At 65.0% G+C, this 15,548-nt stretch carries 13 protein-coding genes; 1 reads left to right on the forward strand and 12 read right to left on the reverse strand.

Features of this window, described 5'->3' with window-relative positions; translation table 11 throughout:
• Window positions 1-4: 4 nt before the first annotated feature.
• The 12 genes from U4Z31_RS12725 to gyrA all read right to left on the reverse strand — a co-directional run bounded on the left by U4Z31_RS12725 (window position 5) and on the right by gyrA (window position 14,222).
• Complete coding sequence (locus U4Z31_RS12725) at window positions 5-1,405, reverse strand: UDP-glucose/GDP-mannose dehydrogenase family protein (RefSeq protein WP_321798336.1); 1,401 nt, start codon at window positions 1,403-1,405, stop codon at window positions 5-7.
• A 90-nt stretch (window positions 1,406-1,495) separates the two neighbouring features.
• Window positions 1,496-2,668, reverse strand: a complete 1,173-nt coding sequence (gene lapB / locus U4Z31_RS12730) for a lipopolysaccharide assembly protein LapB (RefSeq protein WP_321810511.1) — start codon at window positions 2,666-2,668, stop codon at window positions 1,496-1,498.
• Window positions 2,669-2,721: 53 nt separating this feature from the next.
• Window positions 2,722-3,015 (reverse strand): lipopolysaccharide assembly protein LapA domain-containing protein, encoded by a 294-nt coding sequence (locus U4Z31_RS12735; protein WP_044844835.1) that lies wholly within the window; start codon window positions 3,013-3,015, stop codon window positions 2,722-2,724.
• A gap of 210 nt (window positions 3,016-3,225) precedes the next feature.
• Window positions 3,226-3,549 carry an integration host factor subunit beta gene (locus tag U4Z31_RS12740; RefSeq protein ID WP_034187427.1) on the reverse strand — a complete coding sequence of 108 codons (324 nt, stop codon included), beginning with the start codon at window positions 3,547-3,549 and terminating at the stop codon, window positions 3,226-3,228.
• A gap of 22 nt (window positions 3,550-3,571) precedes the next feature.
• Window positions 3,572-5,284 (reverse strand): 30S ribosomal protein S1, encoded by a 1,713-nt coding sequence (gene rpsA / locus U4Z31_RS12745; protein ID WP_044844859.1) that lies wholly within the window; start codon window positions 5,282-5,284, stop codon window positions 3,572-3,574.
• 142 nt (window positions 5,285-5,426) lie between these two features.
• Complete coding sequence (gene cmk / locus U4Z31_RS12750; RefSeq protein ID WP_044844836.1) at window positions 5,427-6,113, reverse strand: (d)CMP kinase; 687 nt, start codon at window positions 6,111-6,113, stop codon at window positions 5,427-5,429.
• Between the two features lie 12 nt (window positions 6,114-6,125).
• A complete protein-coding gene (gene aroA, locus U4Z31_RS12755) occupies window positions 6,126-7,430 on the reverse strand; it encodes a 3-phosphoshikimate 1-carboxyvinyltransferase (RefSeq protein WP_044844837.1) in 1,305 nt (434 codons plus the stop codon).
• A 20-nt stretch (window positions 7,431-7,450) separates the two neighbouring features.
• Entirely contained in the window at window positions 7,451-8,377 is a 927-nt protein-coding gene (locus tag U4Z31_RS12760; protein WP_321810512.1) for a prephenate dehydrogenase/arogenate dehydrogenase family protein, read from the reverse strand.
• Window positions 8,378-8,564: 187 nt separating this feature from the next.
• Entirely contained in the window at window positions 8,565-9,647 is a 1,083-nt protein-coding gene (gene pheA / locus U4Z31_RS12765; protein ID WP_044844839.1) for a prephenate dehydratase, read from the reverse strand.
• Between the two features lie 33 nt (window positions 9,648-9,680).
• Complete coding sequence (gene serC / locus U4Z31_RS12770; protein ID WP_044844840.1) at window positions 9,681-10,763, reverse strand: 3-phosphoserine/phosphohydroxythreonine transaminase; 1,083 nt, start codon at window positions 10,761-10,763, stop codon at window positions 9,681-9,683.
• A gap of 172 nt (window positions 10,764-10,935) precedes the next feature.
• Window positions 10,936-11,535 carry a DUF2059 domain-containing protein gene (locus U4Z31_RS12775; RefSeq protein WP_044844860.1) on the reverse strand — a complete coding sequence of 200 codons (600 nt, stop codon included), beginning with the start codon at window positions 11,533-11,535 and terminating at the stop codon, window positions 10,936-10,938.
• Between the two features lie 83 nt (window positions 11,536-11,618).
• Complete coding sequence (gene gyrA / locus U4Z31_RS12780) at window positions 11,619-14,222, reverse strand: DNA gyrase subunit A (RefSeq protein ID WP_044844841.1); 2,604 nt, start codon at window positions 14,220-14,222, stop codon at window positions 11,619-11,621.
• Between the two features lie 536 nt (window positions 14,223-14,758).
• Here gyrA and ompA point away from each other — a divergent pair.
• Entirely contained in the window at window positions 14,759-15,430 is a 672-nt protein-coding gene (ompA, locus tag U4Z31_RS12785) for an outer membrane protein OmpA (protein WP_044844842.1), read from the forward strand.
• The last annotated feature ends 118 nt before the right edge of the window (window positions 15,431-15,548 follow it).

The following is a 15,548-nucleotide window of genomic DNA, read 5'->3' on the forward strand; positions in this document are numbered from 1 at the left end:
GCGCTCATCCACGGGAGGAGGACTGCGGATCGACATGCGGACGCCCGATCGCATGGTAGTCGAAGCCGAGTTCGGCCATCGCGTCCGGTTCGTACAGGTTGCGTCCGTCGAAGATCACCGGCGCCTTCAGTTCGGCCTTCAGGCGCGTGAAATCCGGGCTCCGGAATTCCTTCCACTCGGTGACGATCACGAGCGCATCCGCGGCGCTCACGGCCGCGTCCTGGGTATCGACGAAATGCAGACGCGCAAGCGCGTCGGAAGCCTCGCCGAGATCGAGCGCGAACACGCGGCGCGCCTCGTCGATCGCGACCGGATCGTACGCGCGCACAATCGCGCCGCGCCCGAGCAGCGCGCCGATCAGCCGACGGCTCGGCGCCTCGCGCATGTCGTCCGTATTCGGCTTGAACGCGAGGCCCCAGACCGCGAATTCGCGACCAGTCAGGTCCGCGCCGAAGCGCTGCTCGATCTTGCCGATCAGCACGTCCTTCTGCGCGGAGTTGGCCGCTTCGACGGCCTCCAGGATGCGCAGCGGCTGGCCGTTCTCGCCGGCGGTGCGGATCAGCGCCTGCACGTCCTTCGGGAAGCACGAGCCGCCGTAGCCGACGCCCGCGTACAGGAAGTGATAGCCGATGCGCGGATCGGAACCGATCCCGCGGCGCACGGCTTCGATGTCGGCACCGACCTTGTCGGCGAGATTCGACATCTCGTTCATGAACGAGATGCGGGTCGCGAGCATCGCATTCGCCGCATATTTCGCGAATTCCGCCGAACGCACGTCCATGTAGATCGTGCGCTCGTGATTGCGGTTGAACGGCGCGTACAGCTTCTTCATCCTCTCGCGCGCCACCGTGCCCGTCTCGTCGTCGTCGACGCCGATGACGATCCGGTCCGGGCGCATGAAGTCCTCGACTGCCGCGCCTTCCTTCAGGAACTCCGGATTCGATACGACCGAGAAACGGTGCGCAACGCTGCCCGCGAGCCCGCGGGCGCCGAGCGCCTCGTCGACCACCGCGCGCACGCGCTGCGCGGTGCCGACCGGCACCGTCGACTTGTCGACGATCACCTTGAAACCGGTCATGTAACGACCGATGTTGCGCGCGGCCTCGAGCACGTATTGCAGGTCGGCCGAACCGTCCTCGTCGGGCGGCGTGCCGACGGCGATGAACTGGATCTCGCCGTGCGCGACGCTCGCCTCGATGTCCGTCGAGAAGCGCAGACGCCCTGCCGCGCGATTGCGCGCGATGATGTCCAGCAGGCCCGGTTCGTGAATCGGCATCCCGCCGTTGTTCAGGATCTCGATCTTGCGCGGATCGACGTCCAGACAGAAGACGTCGTGGCCGATCTCGGCGAGGCAGGAGCCTGTGACAAGACCGACATAGCCGGTGCCGATGATGGTGATTTTCATAGATGTTCCGGTACGTCCCGGTAATTGACTAACTTGCCCGCCGGGCCGGACCCGGCGGGAACCGCAGTGCGTCGGCGCCGCGCGCCGGGATCAACCCGGCATCGCAGGTTCGACGCGGCGCGGCGCATAGGTTTCCCAGCCGCTGCATCCGGGGCACTGCCAGTAGAAGAGCCGTGCCCGGAAACCGCAATTCTGGCACGTATAGCGTGGCAGATTTTTGGTGCGCTGCTTGATCAGCGCGCGCATCATTTCAAGTTCATTACGGCGCGGCTCGTCGGCGGCCGCGATCTGCGCATCGAGCAGGTGCAGCATGCCCGACAGGTTCGGCGACTTCTCCATCTGCGTGCGCGCGAGCGTATGCGCCGCTTCCTGGCCGCGCAACCCGGCGATGTGCTGATACGCAGTATCGAGCAGGTCGTTCGACGGATAGCGATCGACGTAGCCCATCAGCAGCTCGGCGCCCTCGACCGGCTTGTCGAGCGCGACATAGGCCTTCATCAGCTTGTCGGCGACGAGCGGCAGATAAGCGGGATTTTGCGCCTCGACGCGCTTCCAGTGCTCGATCGCGGCCGCGTGATCTCCCGCCGCCTGCGCGGCATCACCCGACAAGATCGTCGCGCGGACGTTCTGCGGGTTCGCGGCAAGCGCGAGCTTCAACTGCTCGGCCGCGGCCGTGGCGTTCTTGCGTTGCAGCGCGTCCTGCGCGAGTTCGCAGTGGAACTGCGCGATTTCGGTGCGGAGCGGCTTGTCGCTCATCGATTCGATGCGCTTCGCGGTGTCGATCGACTTGTTCCAGTCCTTCTCGATCTCGTAGATCGTCAGCAGCGCCCGCTGCGCGCCCAGCGCGTAGTCGCCGTCGGCGAGCCGGTGGAAGGCCTCCTCGGCACGATCGAGCAGGCCGGCCTTCAGGAAATCCTGGCCGAGTTCGTACAGCGCATGGTCGCGCTCGTTGACCGGCAGGTCCGTACGGCTCAGCAGATTCTGGTGCACGCGGATCGCACGGTCCGTTTCGCCGCGACGGCGGAACAGGTTGCCGAGCGCGAAGTGCAGCTCGACCGTCTCGGGGTCGAGTTTCGCGACCTCGATGAACGCGTCGATCGCCTTGTCCGGTTGTTCGTTCAACAGAAAGTTCAGGCCGCGGAAATACGATCGCGGCAGGTTGGCGCTCTCCGACAGGAGGTTCTTCAGGTCATAGCGTGACGCCGCCCAGCCGAGCGCGAACGCCACCGGAATCGCGAGCAACCACCAGAAATCCAGATCCATGCGAAATATCGAAGCAGAGACGAAAACCGCGCGGGAGTCGCGCGGCGTCCGTGTTAAATGACGGGCGGCATCGGCGGCTGGTCGACGATGGCCGGGGTTTCGCGCGCCGCACGCAGATCGCGCTTCAGGCGCCCGTTCTCGAGGCGCAGGCGGAACATCGCCGGCAGTGCCGACAGCAGGCCGGCCAGCAGCCCGACGACGAAGAACGCGAGGCCGATCAGGATCAGCGGCGCTTGCCATGCGTAGCCGGCAACGAAATTCAGCGTCGCGGTTTGCGTATTGGCCAGTGCGAGCACCAGCAGCAGCACGAACACCAATACCCGGATCAGCCAGACGATAAACTTCATGTAGCCCTCTCTTTGTTGAGGTTTGCCGCGGCGCGCGACTCCCCTTCGCGGCGCCGAATCGACCCGTATTGTAAAGGAAGCGTTTCCGCGTCACCGCACATCCTGCGGATGCGCATTGCCGCACGGCGGCCGGAAATGAAAAAAGCGCCCGCAAGGGGCGCTTTTTTCTTCAGCCTTCGCCGGACGGATTCCGGGCAAGCCGAACGACGTTCAACGTTCGTCGTCCGGATCATCAGCTTTCAGCGGCTCGCCGGCGCGGCCGTCGACGCGTTCACGCAATTCCTTGCCGGGCTTGAAGTGAGGCACGAACTTCTCGGGCACCTGCACTTTCTCTCCCGACTTCGGGTTGCGTCCGACGCGTGCCGGGCGACGGTTGAGGCCGAAGCTGCCGAAACCCCGAATTTCGATACGGTGCCCTTTCGCCAGGGCGTCGGACATCGCATCGAGCATCGTTTTCACCGCGAAATCCGCATCCTTGAGGACAAGTTGCGGAAATCGCAGTGCCAGCTGCGCGACCAACTCGGATTTGGTCATACTTCAGCAGACCTCGTGAGGCTTACTGGTTCTGGCCGTCGAGCTTCGCCTTCAGCAGCGCGCCGAGGTTGGTCGTACCGGTCGCAGCAGCGCTGGTGTCCGACTGCAGGCCGCGGATCGCTTCCTGTTGTTCAGCCGAATCCTTCGCCTTGATCGACAGGTTGATGCCACGCGACTTGCGATCGATGTTGATCACCATCGCGTTGACCTTGTCGCCTTCCTTCAGCACGTTGCGTGCGTCTTCGACGCGATCCTGCGAGATTTCCGAAGCACGCAGGTAGCCTTCGATGTCGCCCGTCAGCGTGATGACAGCGCCCTTCGCATCGACCGACTTCACCACGCCGTCGACGATCGAACCCTTGTCGTTCATTGCAACGTAGTTGCTGAACGGGTCGCCTTCGAGCTGCTTGATGCCGAGCGAAATGCGCTCCTTCTCGACGTCGATACCGAGCACGATCGCTTCGACTTCGTCGCCCTTCTTGTACTTGCGAACGGCTTCTTCGCCGGCTTCGCTCCACGACAGGTCCGACAGGTGGACCAGGCCGTCGATGCCGCCCGGCAGACCGATGAACACGCCGAAGTCGGTGATCGACTTGATTGCGCCCGTGATCTTGTCGCCCTTCTTGAAGTTGCGGCTGAAGTCATCCCACGGATTCGGCTTGCACTGCTTCATGCCGAGGCTGATACGACGACGGTCTTCGTCGATCTCGAGGACCATGACTTCGACTTCGTCGCCCAGCTGGACAACCTTCGACGGTGCAACGTTCTTGTTGGTCCAGTCCATTTCCGACACGTGGACGAGGCCTTCGATGCCCGATTCCACTTCGACGAATGCGCCGTAGTCGGTGATGTTCGTGACCTTGCCGAACAGGCGCGTGCCCGACGGGTAACGGCGCGAGATGCCTTCCCACGGATCGTCGCCCAGTTGCTTGATGCCCAGCGAGACGCGGTTCTTCTCTTGGTCGAACTTGAGGATCTTCGCGGTGACTTCCTGGCCAACCGACAGGACTTCGCTCGGGTGACGCACACGACGCCATGCGATGTCGGTGATGTGCAGCAGGCCGTCGATGCCGCCGAGGTCGACGAACGCGCCGTAGTCGGTGATGTTCTTGACCACGCCGTTGACGATCGCGCCTTCCTTCAGCGTCTCGAGCAGCTTCGCGCGCTCTTCGCCTTGCGTTGCTTCGATCACTGCACGACGCGACAGCACGACGTTGTTACGCTTGCGATCGAGCTTGATCACGCGGAACTCGAGCGTCTTGCCTTCGTACGGGGTCGTGTCCTTGACCGGACGCGTGTCGACCAGCGAACCCGGCAGGAACGCGCGGATGCCGTTGACCATCACGGTCATGCCGCCCTTCACCTTGCCGGTGATCGTGCCGGTGACGAGTTCGTTGTTGTCGAGGGCCTTTTCCAGCGACAGCCACGATGCCAGGCGCTTCGCCTTGTCGCGCGACAGGATCGTGTCGCCGTAGCCGTTTTCGAGTGCGTCGATCGCGACGGACACGAAATCGCCCGACTGCACCTCAACCTCGCCCTGATCGTTCAGGAATTCCTCGATCGGAATGTAAGCCTCGGACTTCAGGCCTGCATTGACGACCACGAAGTTGTGGTCGACGCGCACGACTTCGGCGGAAATCACTTCGCCGGCGCGCATGTCTTGACGGGTCAGCGACTCTTCGAACAGAGCCGCAAAGGATTCGGTATTCGGGGTGGAGGTTTGCAGGTCGGACATAAAAATCTGATTGTGCATGGCTCGCTGTGCCACGCCGGCCGGAATGGCAGGCTGAAAGGGCCAGATCGAGGTCCATACGGGGTTAAGGGTTCGAAACACGCTCCGCGCTGCTCGCGCGAAGCACCTACTGCTGCCCGCCTTCTCAGGCGGGCTGGCCGAGCGCCCGGTACCACTGCAGCACCTGGTCGACCGCTTCATCGACCGAAAGCGCCGACGTATCGAGCAGCTTGGCATCTGCCGCGGGCTTCAGCGGCGCGGCGGCGCGATTGCTGTCGCGCGCGTCACGTTCACGAAGATCCCGGAGCAAGTCATCTATATTAGCAGAAAAACCTTTTTGCATCAATTGCTTATGCCGTCTGGCCGCGCGCGCCTCGGCGCTGGCCGTCAGAAACACCTTCAGCACGGCGTCCGGGAAGATTACGGTGCCCATGTCGCGCCCGTCGGCGACGAGGCCCGGCGTCTTGCGGAATGCGCGCTGGCGCGCGACCAGCGCGGTACGCACCGGCCCGTGCACGGCAATCGCCGACGCGCGGTTGCCGACCGCTTCGGCGCGGATGTCGTTCGACACGTCGACGCCGTCGAGCTGCGCGCAGCCTTCGCGAAACGTGATGTGAAGATCGTCGATCAGCTTCACGAGCGCGTCGATGTCCTCCGCCGCGATGCCGTAGCGTACGCTCGCGAGCGCGGCGAGACGATACAGCGCGCCGCTGTCGAGCAGGTGGAAGCCGAGATGCGCGGCGACGAGCGCGGCGACGGTCCCCTTGCCGGAAGCGGTCGGACCGTCGATCGTGATGACGGGGGTCGGGTGAAAGGGTCGGGTCGATTTCATCGGTACGGTGGGTCAGGCCTTGGCGAGCGCGGCGAAGCGGTCGAAATAGTCGGGGAACGTCTTGCCGACGCACTTCGGATCGTTGATTCGCACGGGCACGCCGCCCAGACTGACGAGCGAGAAGCACATCGCCATCCGGTGATCGTCGTACGTGTCGATCGCGGCGTTCGGCGTGAGTTGTTGCGGCGGCGTGACGACCAGATAGTCGGGGCCTTCCTCGACGATCGCGCCGACCTTGCGCAACTCGGTCGCCATCGCGGCGATGCGGTCGGTTTCCTTCACGCGCCAGCTCGCGATGTTGCGCAGCGTGCTCGTGCCGCTCGCGAACAGCGCCGCGACCGCGATGGTCATCGCCGCGTCGGGAATCAGGTTGAAGTCCATGTCGATCGGCTCGAGCTTGCCATGGTCGTGGCCGATGCCGCGCACCTCGATCCAGTCGTCGCCCATCGATACGTTCGCGCCCATCTGCATCAGCGCATTCGCAAAGCCGACGTCGCCCTGGATGCTCGCGCGCCCTACGCCCTCGACGCGCAGCGGGCCGCCGCCGAGCGCGCCGGCCGCGAGGAAATACGAGGCCGACGACGCATCGCCCTCGACCATGATGCGCCCCGGCGAACGGTAGCGGACGCCGGCCGGCACGACGAAGCGCTGCCAGCCGTCGCGCTCGATGGTCACGCCGAAGCGCTCCATCAGCCGGATCGTGATGTCGATGTACGGCTTCGAGATCAGTTCGCCGTCGACTTCGACGACGATCCTGCCGTCCTTCGCCTTCACGAGCGGCAGCGTCATCAGCAGCGCGGTGAGGAACTGGCTCGACACGTCGCCGCGCACGCGGATCGGCGCGTCGACCGTGATCGCCGCAGGCTTGATCCGCAGCGGCGGAAAACCGTCGTTCTGCTCGTAGTCGATCTGCGCGCCGATCTGCCGCAGGCCGTCGACGAGATCGCCGATCGGCCGCTCGTGCATGCGCGGCACGCCATGCACGCGATAGTCGCCGCCATTGACCGCGAGCGCCGCCGTCAACGGTCGCACCGCGGTGCCCGCGTTGCCGAGGAACAGGTCGGCGGTCTTCGCGGTGAACGCGCCGCGCGTGCCGGTGACGACACAGGTGTCGCCGTCGCGCGCGAGCTTCACGCCGAGCTTGCCGAGCGCATCGAGCATCACGCGCGTGTCGTCGGAATCCAGCAGGTTGGTGATCGTCGTATCACCTTCGGCAAGCGCCGCAAGCAGCAGCACGCGGTTCGAGATGCTCTTCGAGCCGGGCAGGCGCACGGTGCCCGACGCACTGGAATACGGGCCGAGATCGAGATAGTCCATGGGAATCGTCCTGTTTCCTGTTATTTCTTGACCGGTTCGGCAGCGGGCTGCGCGCCGCGTTCCTGCCATGCCTTGCGGGCCGCGCGCGAGCGCGTGAACACGGCTTCGAGCGCCGCGCCGTCGCCGGCGTCGATCGCCGCACGCAGCCGGGCGAGCACGCGCGTGTAGCCGTCGAGCTCGTCGAGCAGCGCCGCGCGATTCGCGACACACACGTCGCGCCACATCTCCGGGCTCGACGCCGCGATCCGCGTGAAGTCGCGGAAGCCGCCCGCCGCATACGAGAATTTCAGTTCGGCATCCGTCTCGCCGAGGATCTGCTCGACGAGCGCGAACGACAGCACGTGCGGCAGATGGCTGATCGACGCGAACACGCGATCGTGCTGCGCCGTGCTCATCGTGCGCACGTCGGCGCCGGTCGCCCGCCACATCGCGTCGATCCGCGCGACCGCGTCGGGTGCGTTCTCCGGCAGCGGGCACAGCACGACGTTGCGGCCGACGTACAGATCCGGCAGCGCGGCCTCGACACCGCTCGACTCGCGCCCGGCGATCGGGTGGCCGGGCACGAATTGCGCGATCCGCTCACCGAGCACGTCGCGCGCCGCCGCGACGACATCGGACTTGGTGCTGCCCGCGTCGGTGACGAGCGTCGCGGCGTCGAGCCACGGCGCGATGCGCGCGAGCAACGGGCCCGTTTGCGCGACGGGTGCGGCCAGCAGCACGAGATCGGCGCCGGCAAGCGCGTCGCGCAGTTGCGCATCGTCGTCGAGCGCCGCCGCGCGATCGATCACGCCGAGCGCGAGCGCGCGCTCGACCGACGCACGGGAACGGCCGACGCCGACGACTTCGCCCGCGCCGCCCGGCGCGCGCTCGCGCAGCGCGCGCGCCAGCGATCCGCCGATCAGGCCGACGCCGAAGATGACCAGTTTGTTGAATGCAAAGCCTGACACGACAAGAGCCAAGTGACGCGCGCGGAACGACGCCCCGCGCGCGGAAGTCCAGATTCCGGGCAACGGGCCCGCACCCGGCACGACCTGCACCGGATACCGCCCGAGCCCGCCTTGGGCAGCGCCGCCCGGCCTGCCCTGCCCGCTTCGCCGCGCCGCCTGCGCGGTGCAGGCGACGGGCCGCTGCGCGTCAGCGCGCGCGCGGATACGAACCGAGTACCTTCAGGAACGCGGCCTTCTGGCCGAGCTCCGCGAGCGCGGCGGCCACGGCCGGCTCGTCCCGGTGCCCTTCGATGTCGATGTAGAAGTAATACTCCCACGTGCCGACGCGCGCCGGCCGCGACTCGAAGCGGGTCATCGACACCCCGTGCCGCGCGAGCGGCTCGAGCAGCTTGAACACCGCGCCCGGCTCGTTCTTCACCGACACGATCAGCGAGGTCTGGTCGTGACCGCTCGGTCCGGCCGGCTGCTTGCCGATGATCACGAAGCGCGTGCGGTTGTGCGGATCGTCCTGAATCAGCGAGAACGCGATCTGCAGCCCGTAGTGCGCGGCCGCGCGGTCGCCCGCGATCGCCGCGACGCTCGGGTCGGCCGCCGCGAGACGCGCGGCCTCCGCGTTGCTCGACACCGCTTGCCGCTCGAGCTGCGGTGCGTTCGCGGCGAGCCACTGCTGGCATTGCGCGAGTGCCTGCGCATGCGCGCAGACGCGCTTCACGCCGTCGAGCGTGCCGCTCTGCGTGAGCAGGTTGTGATGGATCGGCAGCGCGAGTTCGCCGCTGATCAGCAACTGCGTCTGCAGCAGCAGGTCGAGCGTGCGCGACACCGCGCCTTCGGTCGAATTCTCGACCGGCGCGATGCCGAATGCGGACGCGCCCGCCTCGACCGAGCGGAACACCTCGTCGATCGACGGACACGGCAGCCCCTCGATCGACTGGCCGAAATACTCGAACATCGCCTGTTCGCTGTACGTGCCGACCGGCCCGAGGAACGCGACGTGGATCGTCTGCTCGAGCGCGCGGCTCGCGGCCATGATCTCGCGCCAGATGGCGCTGATGTGCTCGCTCGCGAGCGGCCCCGCGCTCATGTCCTGCAGGCGCGCGATCACTTGCAGCTCGCGTTCCGGCCGGAACACCGGCGCATTGAAGTGCTTCTTGACCTCGCCCACCTCGAGCGCCACCGCGGCGCGCTGGTTGAGGAGCGCGATCAGCTGCGCGTCGATCGCATCGATGCGGTCGCGCAGCGGTTTCAGGCGGGAATTCAGTTCGTCGTCCATGCGTTTTGCCGTGCTGTTTGAACAGCGCCGCCGTCAGGCGCCGCGCCGTTCGAAGTCCTTCATGTACTCGACGAGCGCTTGCACGCCCTCGAGCGGCACCGCGTTGTAGATCGACGCCCGCATGCCGCCGACGGACTTGTGGCCCTTCAGCTGCAGCAACCCGCGCGCCTTTGCGCCGGCAAGGAAGTCTTCATTGCGCGTTTCGTCGGCCAGGAAAAAGGGCACGTTCATTCGCGAACGCACCGCCGGCTCGACCTTGTTCAGATAGAAGCTGCTCGCATCGATCGTGTCGTAGAGCAGCTTCGCCTTCTCGATATTGCGGGCCTCGATCGCCTCGAGGCCGCCCTGCCGCTTCAGCCACTGGAACACGAGGCCCGCGACGTAGATCGCATAGGTGGGCGGCGTGTTGTACAGCGAGTTGTTCTCGGCGACGGTTTGCCATTCGAATGCGGACGGGCAGATCGACAGCGCGCGATCGAGCAGATCCTCGCGCACGATCACGACCGTCACGCCGGCCATCCCGATGTTCTTCTGCGCGCCGCCGAACAGCACGCCGTACTTCGCGACGTCCATCGGGCGCGACAGGATGTGCGACGAGACATCGGCGACGAGCGGCACGTCGCCGAGGTCGGGAATCTCGAACGTCTCGACGCCGTCGATCGTCTCGTTCGTGCACAGATGCACGTAGGCCGGATCGTCCGACAGCTGCCATTCGGCACGGGCAGGCGCGCGCGTGAAACCGTCGGCCGTCTTGCCGGAGGCGGCCAGATGCGGCGTGCCGTATTTCTTCGCTTCGTTGAACGACTTCTGCGACCACGAGCCCGTCACGACGAAGTCGGCGGTCTTGCGCGCGCCGAGCAGGTTCATCGGCACGATCGCGTTCTCGGCGATGCCGCCGCCCTGCAGGAACAGGATCCGGTGGCTGGCCGGCACATCGAGCAGGTCGCGCAGGTCGGTCAGCGCCGCCTCGTGGATCGACATGAATTCCTTGCCGCGATGGCTCATCTCCATCACGCTCATGCCGCTGCCGTGCCAGTCGAGCATTTCGTCGGCGGCCTGCCGCAGCACTTCCTCGGGGAGCGCCGCAGGACCGGCGGAGAAATTAAAGACGCGCATCGTGAAAACCTCGGGAGGGACGCGACCGGCTTGCGACCGGCTTGCCGCCGGCAGAAAGAACCGCGCCTGAAAAGAAATGGCCGCTTGCGCTCGCGCGCAAACGGCCATTATCGCACTGTCATCAGGCTCCCGCCAAACCCGGCCGAACGGCCGGGCGGCGTGCCCGGACGGCTTACTTGCCCGGCTTGACTGCCGCGACTTCCTTGTCAGCCTGCGCGCGCGTCGCCTGGATCGCTTGCGGCATGTACTTCTGCATCAGGCCGTTGACCACGTCGCGGCCGACCTGATCCTGAACCTGGATGAACTTGCGGCCCGTCGGGCTCTTGTAGAACGTCGTCAGATCCTTGATCTCCGACGTGCTGTAGTACTTCGCGTAAGCGTCGTACTGAGCCGACATCGCATCGTTCTGGAACTGCTGCGAGCCGAACACCTTGCCCGCGCCGTCAACCAGCTTCGGCACCGCGTTCTTCTGCAGCGTCGGCACGGCAGCTTGCTTCTGCTTGTCGTTCAGCGACTTGTTTTCCGACAGCGCGTCCGACAGGATCGCCGGCACGAGCTGCTTTGCCTGCATCTCGGCGCTGTTGCCGATAGCCGACACGAGCTTCGGCGCGTCGATCGCGTCGAGCAGATCCTTGATCGCTGCCTTCTTGTCGGCGTCGATCGGCGCAGCTGCCGCGGTCGCAGCCGGTGCGGAATTCGACAGCGCTTGCGCCATCGCGAACGTCGGCACCAGTGCAGCCAGCAGAACCAGTTGCTTGAATTGCTTTTGCATCATCACTCCCTTTTGGAAATATGAATGGTTGCTCGCCGACCGCGGCGCTTTTCGCCCGCGGCGGCTCGAGTCTCATCCGTTCTTCAGGCTTCGCCGTCCGACGCCTCGTCGGCCTCGCCATCGCCCTCTTCGGCTTCCGCGATCTGCTGCAGGCCGGAGAGCTTGGTACCCTCATCGAGACTGATGAGTGTAACACCTTGCGTGGCGCGCCCCATTTCGCGAATCTCGGACACACGCGTCCGGATCAACACGCCGGCGGTCGTGATCAGCATGATCTGATCCTCGGCGTCGACGAGCGTCGCGGCGACGACCTTGCCGTTGCGCTCGGACGTCTGGATCGCGATCATCCCCTTCGTGCCGCGGCCGTGACGCGTGTACTCGGTGATCGGCGTGCGCTTGCCGTAGCCGTTTTCGGTCGCGGTGAGCACGGTCTGCTCCTCGCTGCCGGCAACCAGCAGCGCGATGACCTGCTGCCCGTCCTCGAGCTGCATGCCGCGCACGCCGCGCGCTTCCCGGCCCATCGGGCGCACGTCGTTCTCGTCGAAGCGCACGGCCTTGCCGGCGTCGGAGAACAGCATCACGTCGTGCGCGCCGTCGGTGATCGACGCGCCGATCAGGTAATCGCCCTCGTCGAGGCCGACCGCGATGATGCCCTTCTTCATCGGGCGGCTGAATGCTTCGAGCGGCGTCTTCTTCACGGTGCCGAGCGACGTCGCCATGAACACGAACTTGTCGGCCGAGAACTCCTTGACCGGCAGCACGACGTTGATCTTCTCGCCTTCCTGCAGCGGGAACATGTTGACGATCGGACGGCCGCGCGAGTTGCGCGAGCCTTGCGGCACTTCATAGACCTTGACCCAGTACACGCGGCCGCGGTTCGAGAAGCACAGGATGTAGTCGTGCGTGTTCGCGATGAACAGCGTCTCGATCCAGTCGTCTTCCTTCATCTGCGTCGCCTGCTTGCCGCGACCGCCGCGCTTCTGCGCGCGATACTCGGACAGCGGCTGCGACTTCACGTAGCCCGCGTGCGACATCGTGACGACCATGTCCTGCGGCGTGATCAGGTCTTCGGTATTCAGCTCGGTCGCGTTCAGCTCGATCTTCGAGCGGCGCGCGTCGCCGAATTCGGCCTTCACCGACGTCAGCTCTTCGCCGATCATCGTCGTGATCCGCTCCGGGCGCGCGAGGATGTCCAGCAGGTCGGCGATCTGCGCCATCACTTCGCGGTACTCGCCGATGATCTTGTCCTGCTCGAGACCGGTCAGGCGCTGCAGACGCATCTGCAGGATTTCCTGCGCCTGCGTGTCGGACAGACGGTACAGCCCGTCGGTCTGCATCCCGAACGCCGGGTTCAGGCCTTCCGGACGGTACGCGGAGCGGCCGCCCGCGGATGCGTTCTCGGTCTCGGCGCGCGTCAGCATCTCGCGCACGAGCGACGAATCCCACGGCTTCGCCATCAGTTCCTGCTTCGCGATCGGCGGCGTCGGCGCGGCCTTGATGATCGCGATGAACTCGTCGATGTTCGCGAGCGCGACCGCGAGACCCTCGAGCACGTGGCCGCGTTCGCGGGCCTTGCGCAGTTCGTAGATCGTGCGGCGCGTCAGCACTTCGCGTCGATGCGACAGGAAGCACTGCAGGATTTCCTTCAGGTTCAGCAGCTTCGGCTGGCCGTCGACCAGCGCGACCATGTTCATGCCGAACGTGTCCTGCAGCTGCGTCGCCTTGTACAGGTTGTTCAGCACCACTTCGGGCACTTCGCCGCGCTTCAGCTCGATCACGACGCGCATGCCGCTCTTGTCGGACTCGTCGCGGATGTCGGAGATGCCCTCGAGCTTCTTCTCGTTGACGAGCTCGGCGATGCGCTCGAGCAGCGAGCGCTTGTTCACCTGGTACGGCAGCTCGTCGACGATGATCGCCATCCGCTGGCCGCGGTCGATCTCCTCGAAGTGCGTGGCCGCGCGCATCACGACGCGGCCGCGCCCGGTGCGGTAGCCGTCGCGCACGCCGGCGACGCCATAGATGATGCCGGCCGTCGGGAAGTCCGGCGCCGGGATGATCTCGATCAGCTCGTCGATCGTCGCTTCCGGGTTGCCCAGCAGGTGCTGGCACGCGTCGACGACTTCGTTCAGGTTGTGCGGCGGGATGTTGGTCGCCATGCCGACCGCGATGCCCGACGAGCCGTTGATCAGCAGGTTCGGGATGCGCGACGGCAGGACCGACGGCTGCATCTCGTTGCCGTCGTAGTTCGGCTCGAAGTCGACCGTTTCCTTGTCGATGTCGGCGAGCAGCTCGTGACCGATCTTCGCCATGCGAATTTCGGTGTAACGCATCGCCGCGGCGTTGTCGCCGTCGATCGAGCCGAAGTTGCCCTGCCCGTCGATCAGCATGTAGCGCAGCGAGAAGTCCTGCGCCATCCGCACGATCGTGTCGTACACCGCGGTATCGCCGTGAGGGTGATACTTACCGATCACGTCACCGACGATACGCGCCGATTTCTTGTACGCGCGGTTCCAGTCGTTGTTCAGTTCGTGCATCGCGAACAATACGCGCCGGTGCACGGGTTTCAGGCCATCGCGGACATCCGGAAGGGCACGTCCGACGATCACGCTCATCGCGTAATCGAGATACGAACGGCGCATTTCCTCCTCTAGGGAGGTGGGCAGGGTCTCTTTGGCGAATTGATCCATGTATCCGTATCGTTTCGGAGCGAAGACGGCGAACGCCTTTCGCGTGGGCGCTGCATGCGCAACGCAACGCGAGATTCTAACATGCGCCCATCAGCCGCCGATTCGCCACCCCCTCTATATGTAAACAGCAAAAATCGCGACCACCGCAGCGGCACCGCGAACCGGCCGCGATCGTGCCCCTTCAGGCGGCTCGAGGGCCGCGCGGATCCAAGTCGCGCACGCGGGTAAACATTTGCGGCCTTTCGCGCAATTTCGCGGACCCACTCTTGACAATCTCTAAAAGTTACGGCAGGCCGGTGTTGCGCATGCACCACAAAGTTGAAGCGATCTTAGGGTGGGGAGGATTTTTTTTCGTAGGAAGGGAACGATATGGCAAAATGCCAACGCACTGAAAGTTAGACGCTGCTCGAAGTCTACACAGAGCGGTGCCGCGTTTTTTGTGCCGCACCAATGTTATACTTCGAGCAATGTATGACTTGTCACCGTCAACAGGCTCGCAGTAAACCTGCGGTAATCTCAATTTCGAGAGGAGAAATATGAATAAACTTTCAAAGCTCGCGTTCATTGCAGCTACCGCAGTTATGGCTGCATCCGCTTCGGCACAGTCGGTGCCGGCGTCGCGTCAAGCCGTCAACGACAACTGGGTGAACGGCACGGGCGAATGGGTGTGGATGAACGGCACGAACGAGCTCTGCTGGCGTGACGCGTTCTGGACGCCGGCCACCGCCAACGCGAAGTGCGATGGCGCACTGGTCGCCCAGGCACCGGCACCGGCACCGGTCGCACCGGTCGCTCCGGCAATCACGAGCCAGAAGATCACGTATCAAGCCGACGCACTGTTCGACTTCGACAAGGCAACGCTCAAGCCGCTGGGCAAGCAAAAGCTGGACGAACTGGCTTCGAAGATCCAGGGCATGAACACGGAAGTGGTCGTCGCTACGGGCTACACGGACCGCATCGGTTCGGACAAGTACAACGACCGCCTGTCGCTGCGCCGTGCGCAAGCCGTCAAGTCGTACCTGGTCAGCAAGGGTGTCCCGGCCAACAAGATCTACACGGAAGGCAAGGGCAAGCGCAACCCGGTCACGACGGGCTGCAACCAGAAGAACCGCAAGCAACTGATCGCCTGCCTCGCACCGGACCGCCGCGTGGAAGTCGAAGTGGTCGGTACGCAAGAAGTCCAGAAGACGACCGTTCCGGCACAGTAAGCCGCGGTTTTCGACTGCTTCAAAGCCCCGCTCCGGCGGGGCTTTTTCTTTGACGCCCGCCCAGGCGCTCGCTGGCCTCGTTGTGCGCCCCCTTATATACTCGGGGCTGACGTACCGA

Source organism: Burkholderia sp. BCC1985 (assembly GCF_905339915.1).
GTDB lineage: Bacteria > Pseudomonadota > Gammaproteobacteria > Burkholderiales > Burkholderiaceae > Burkholderia.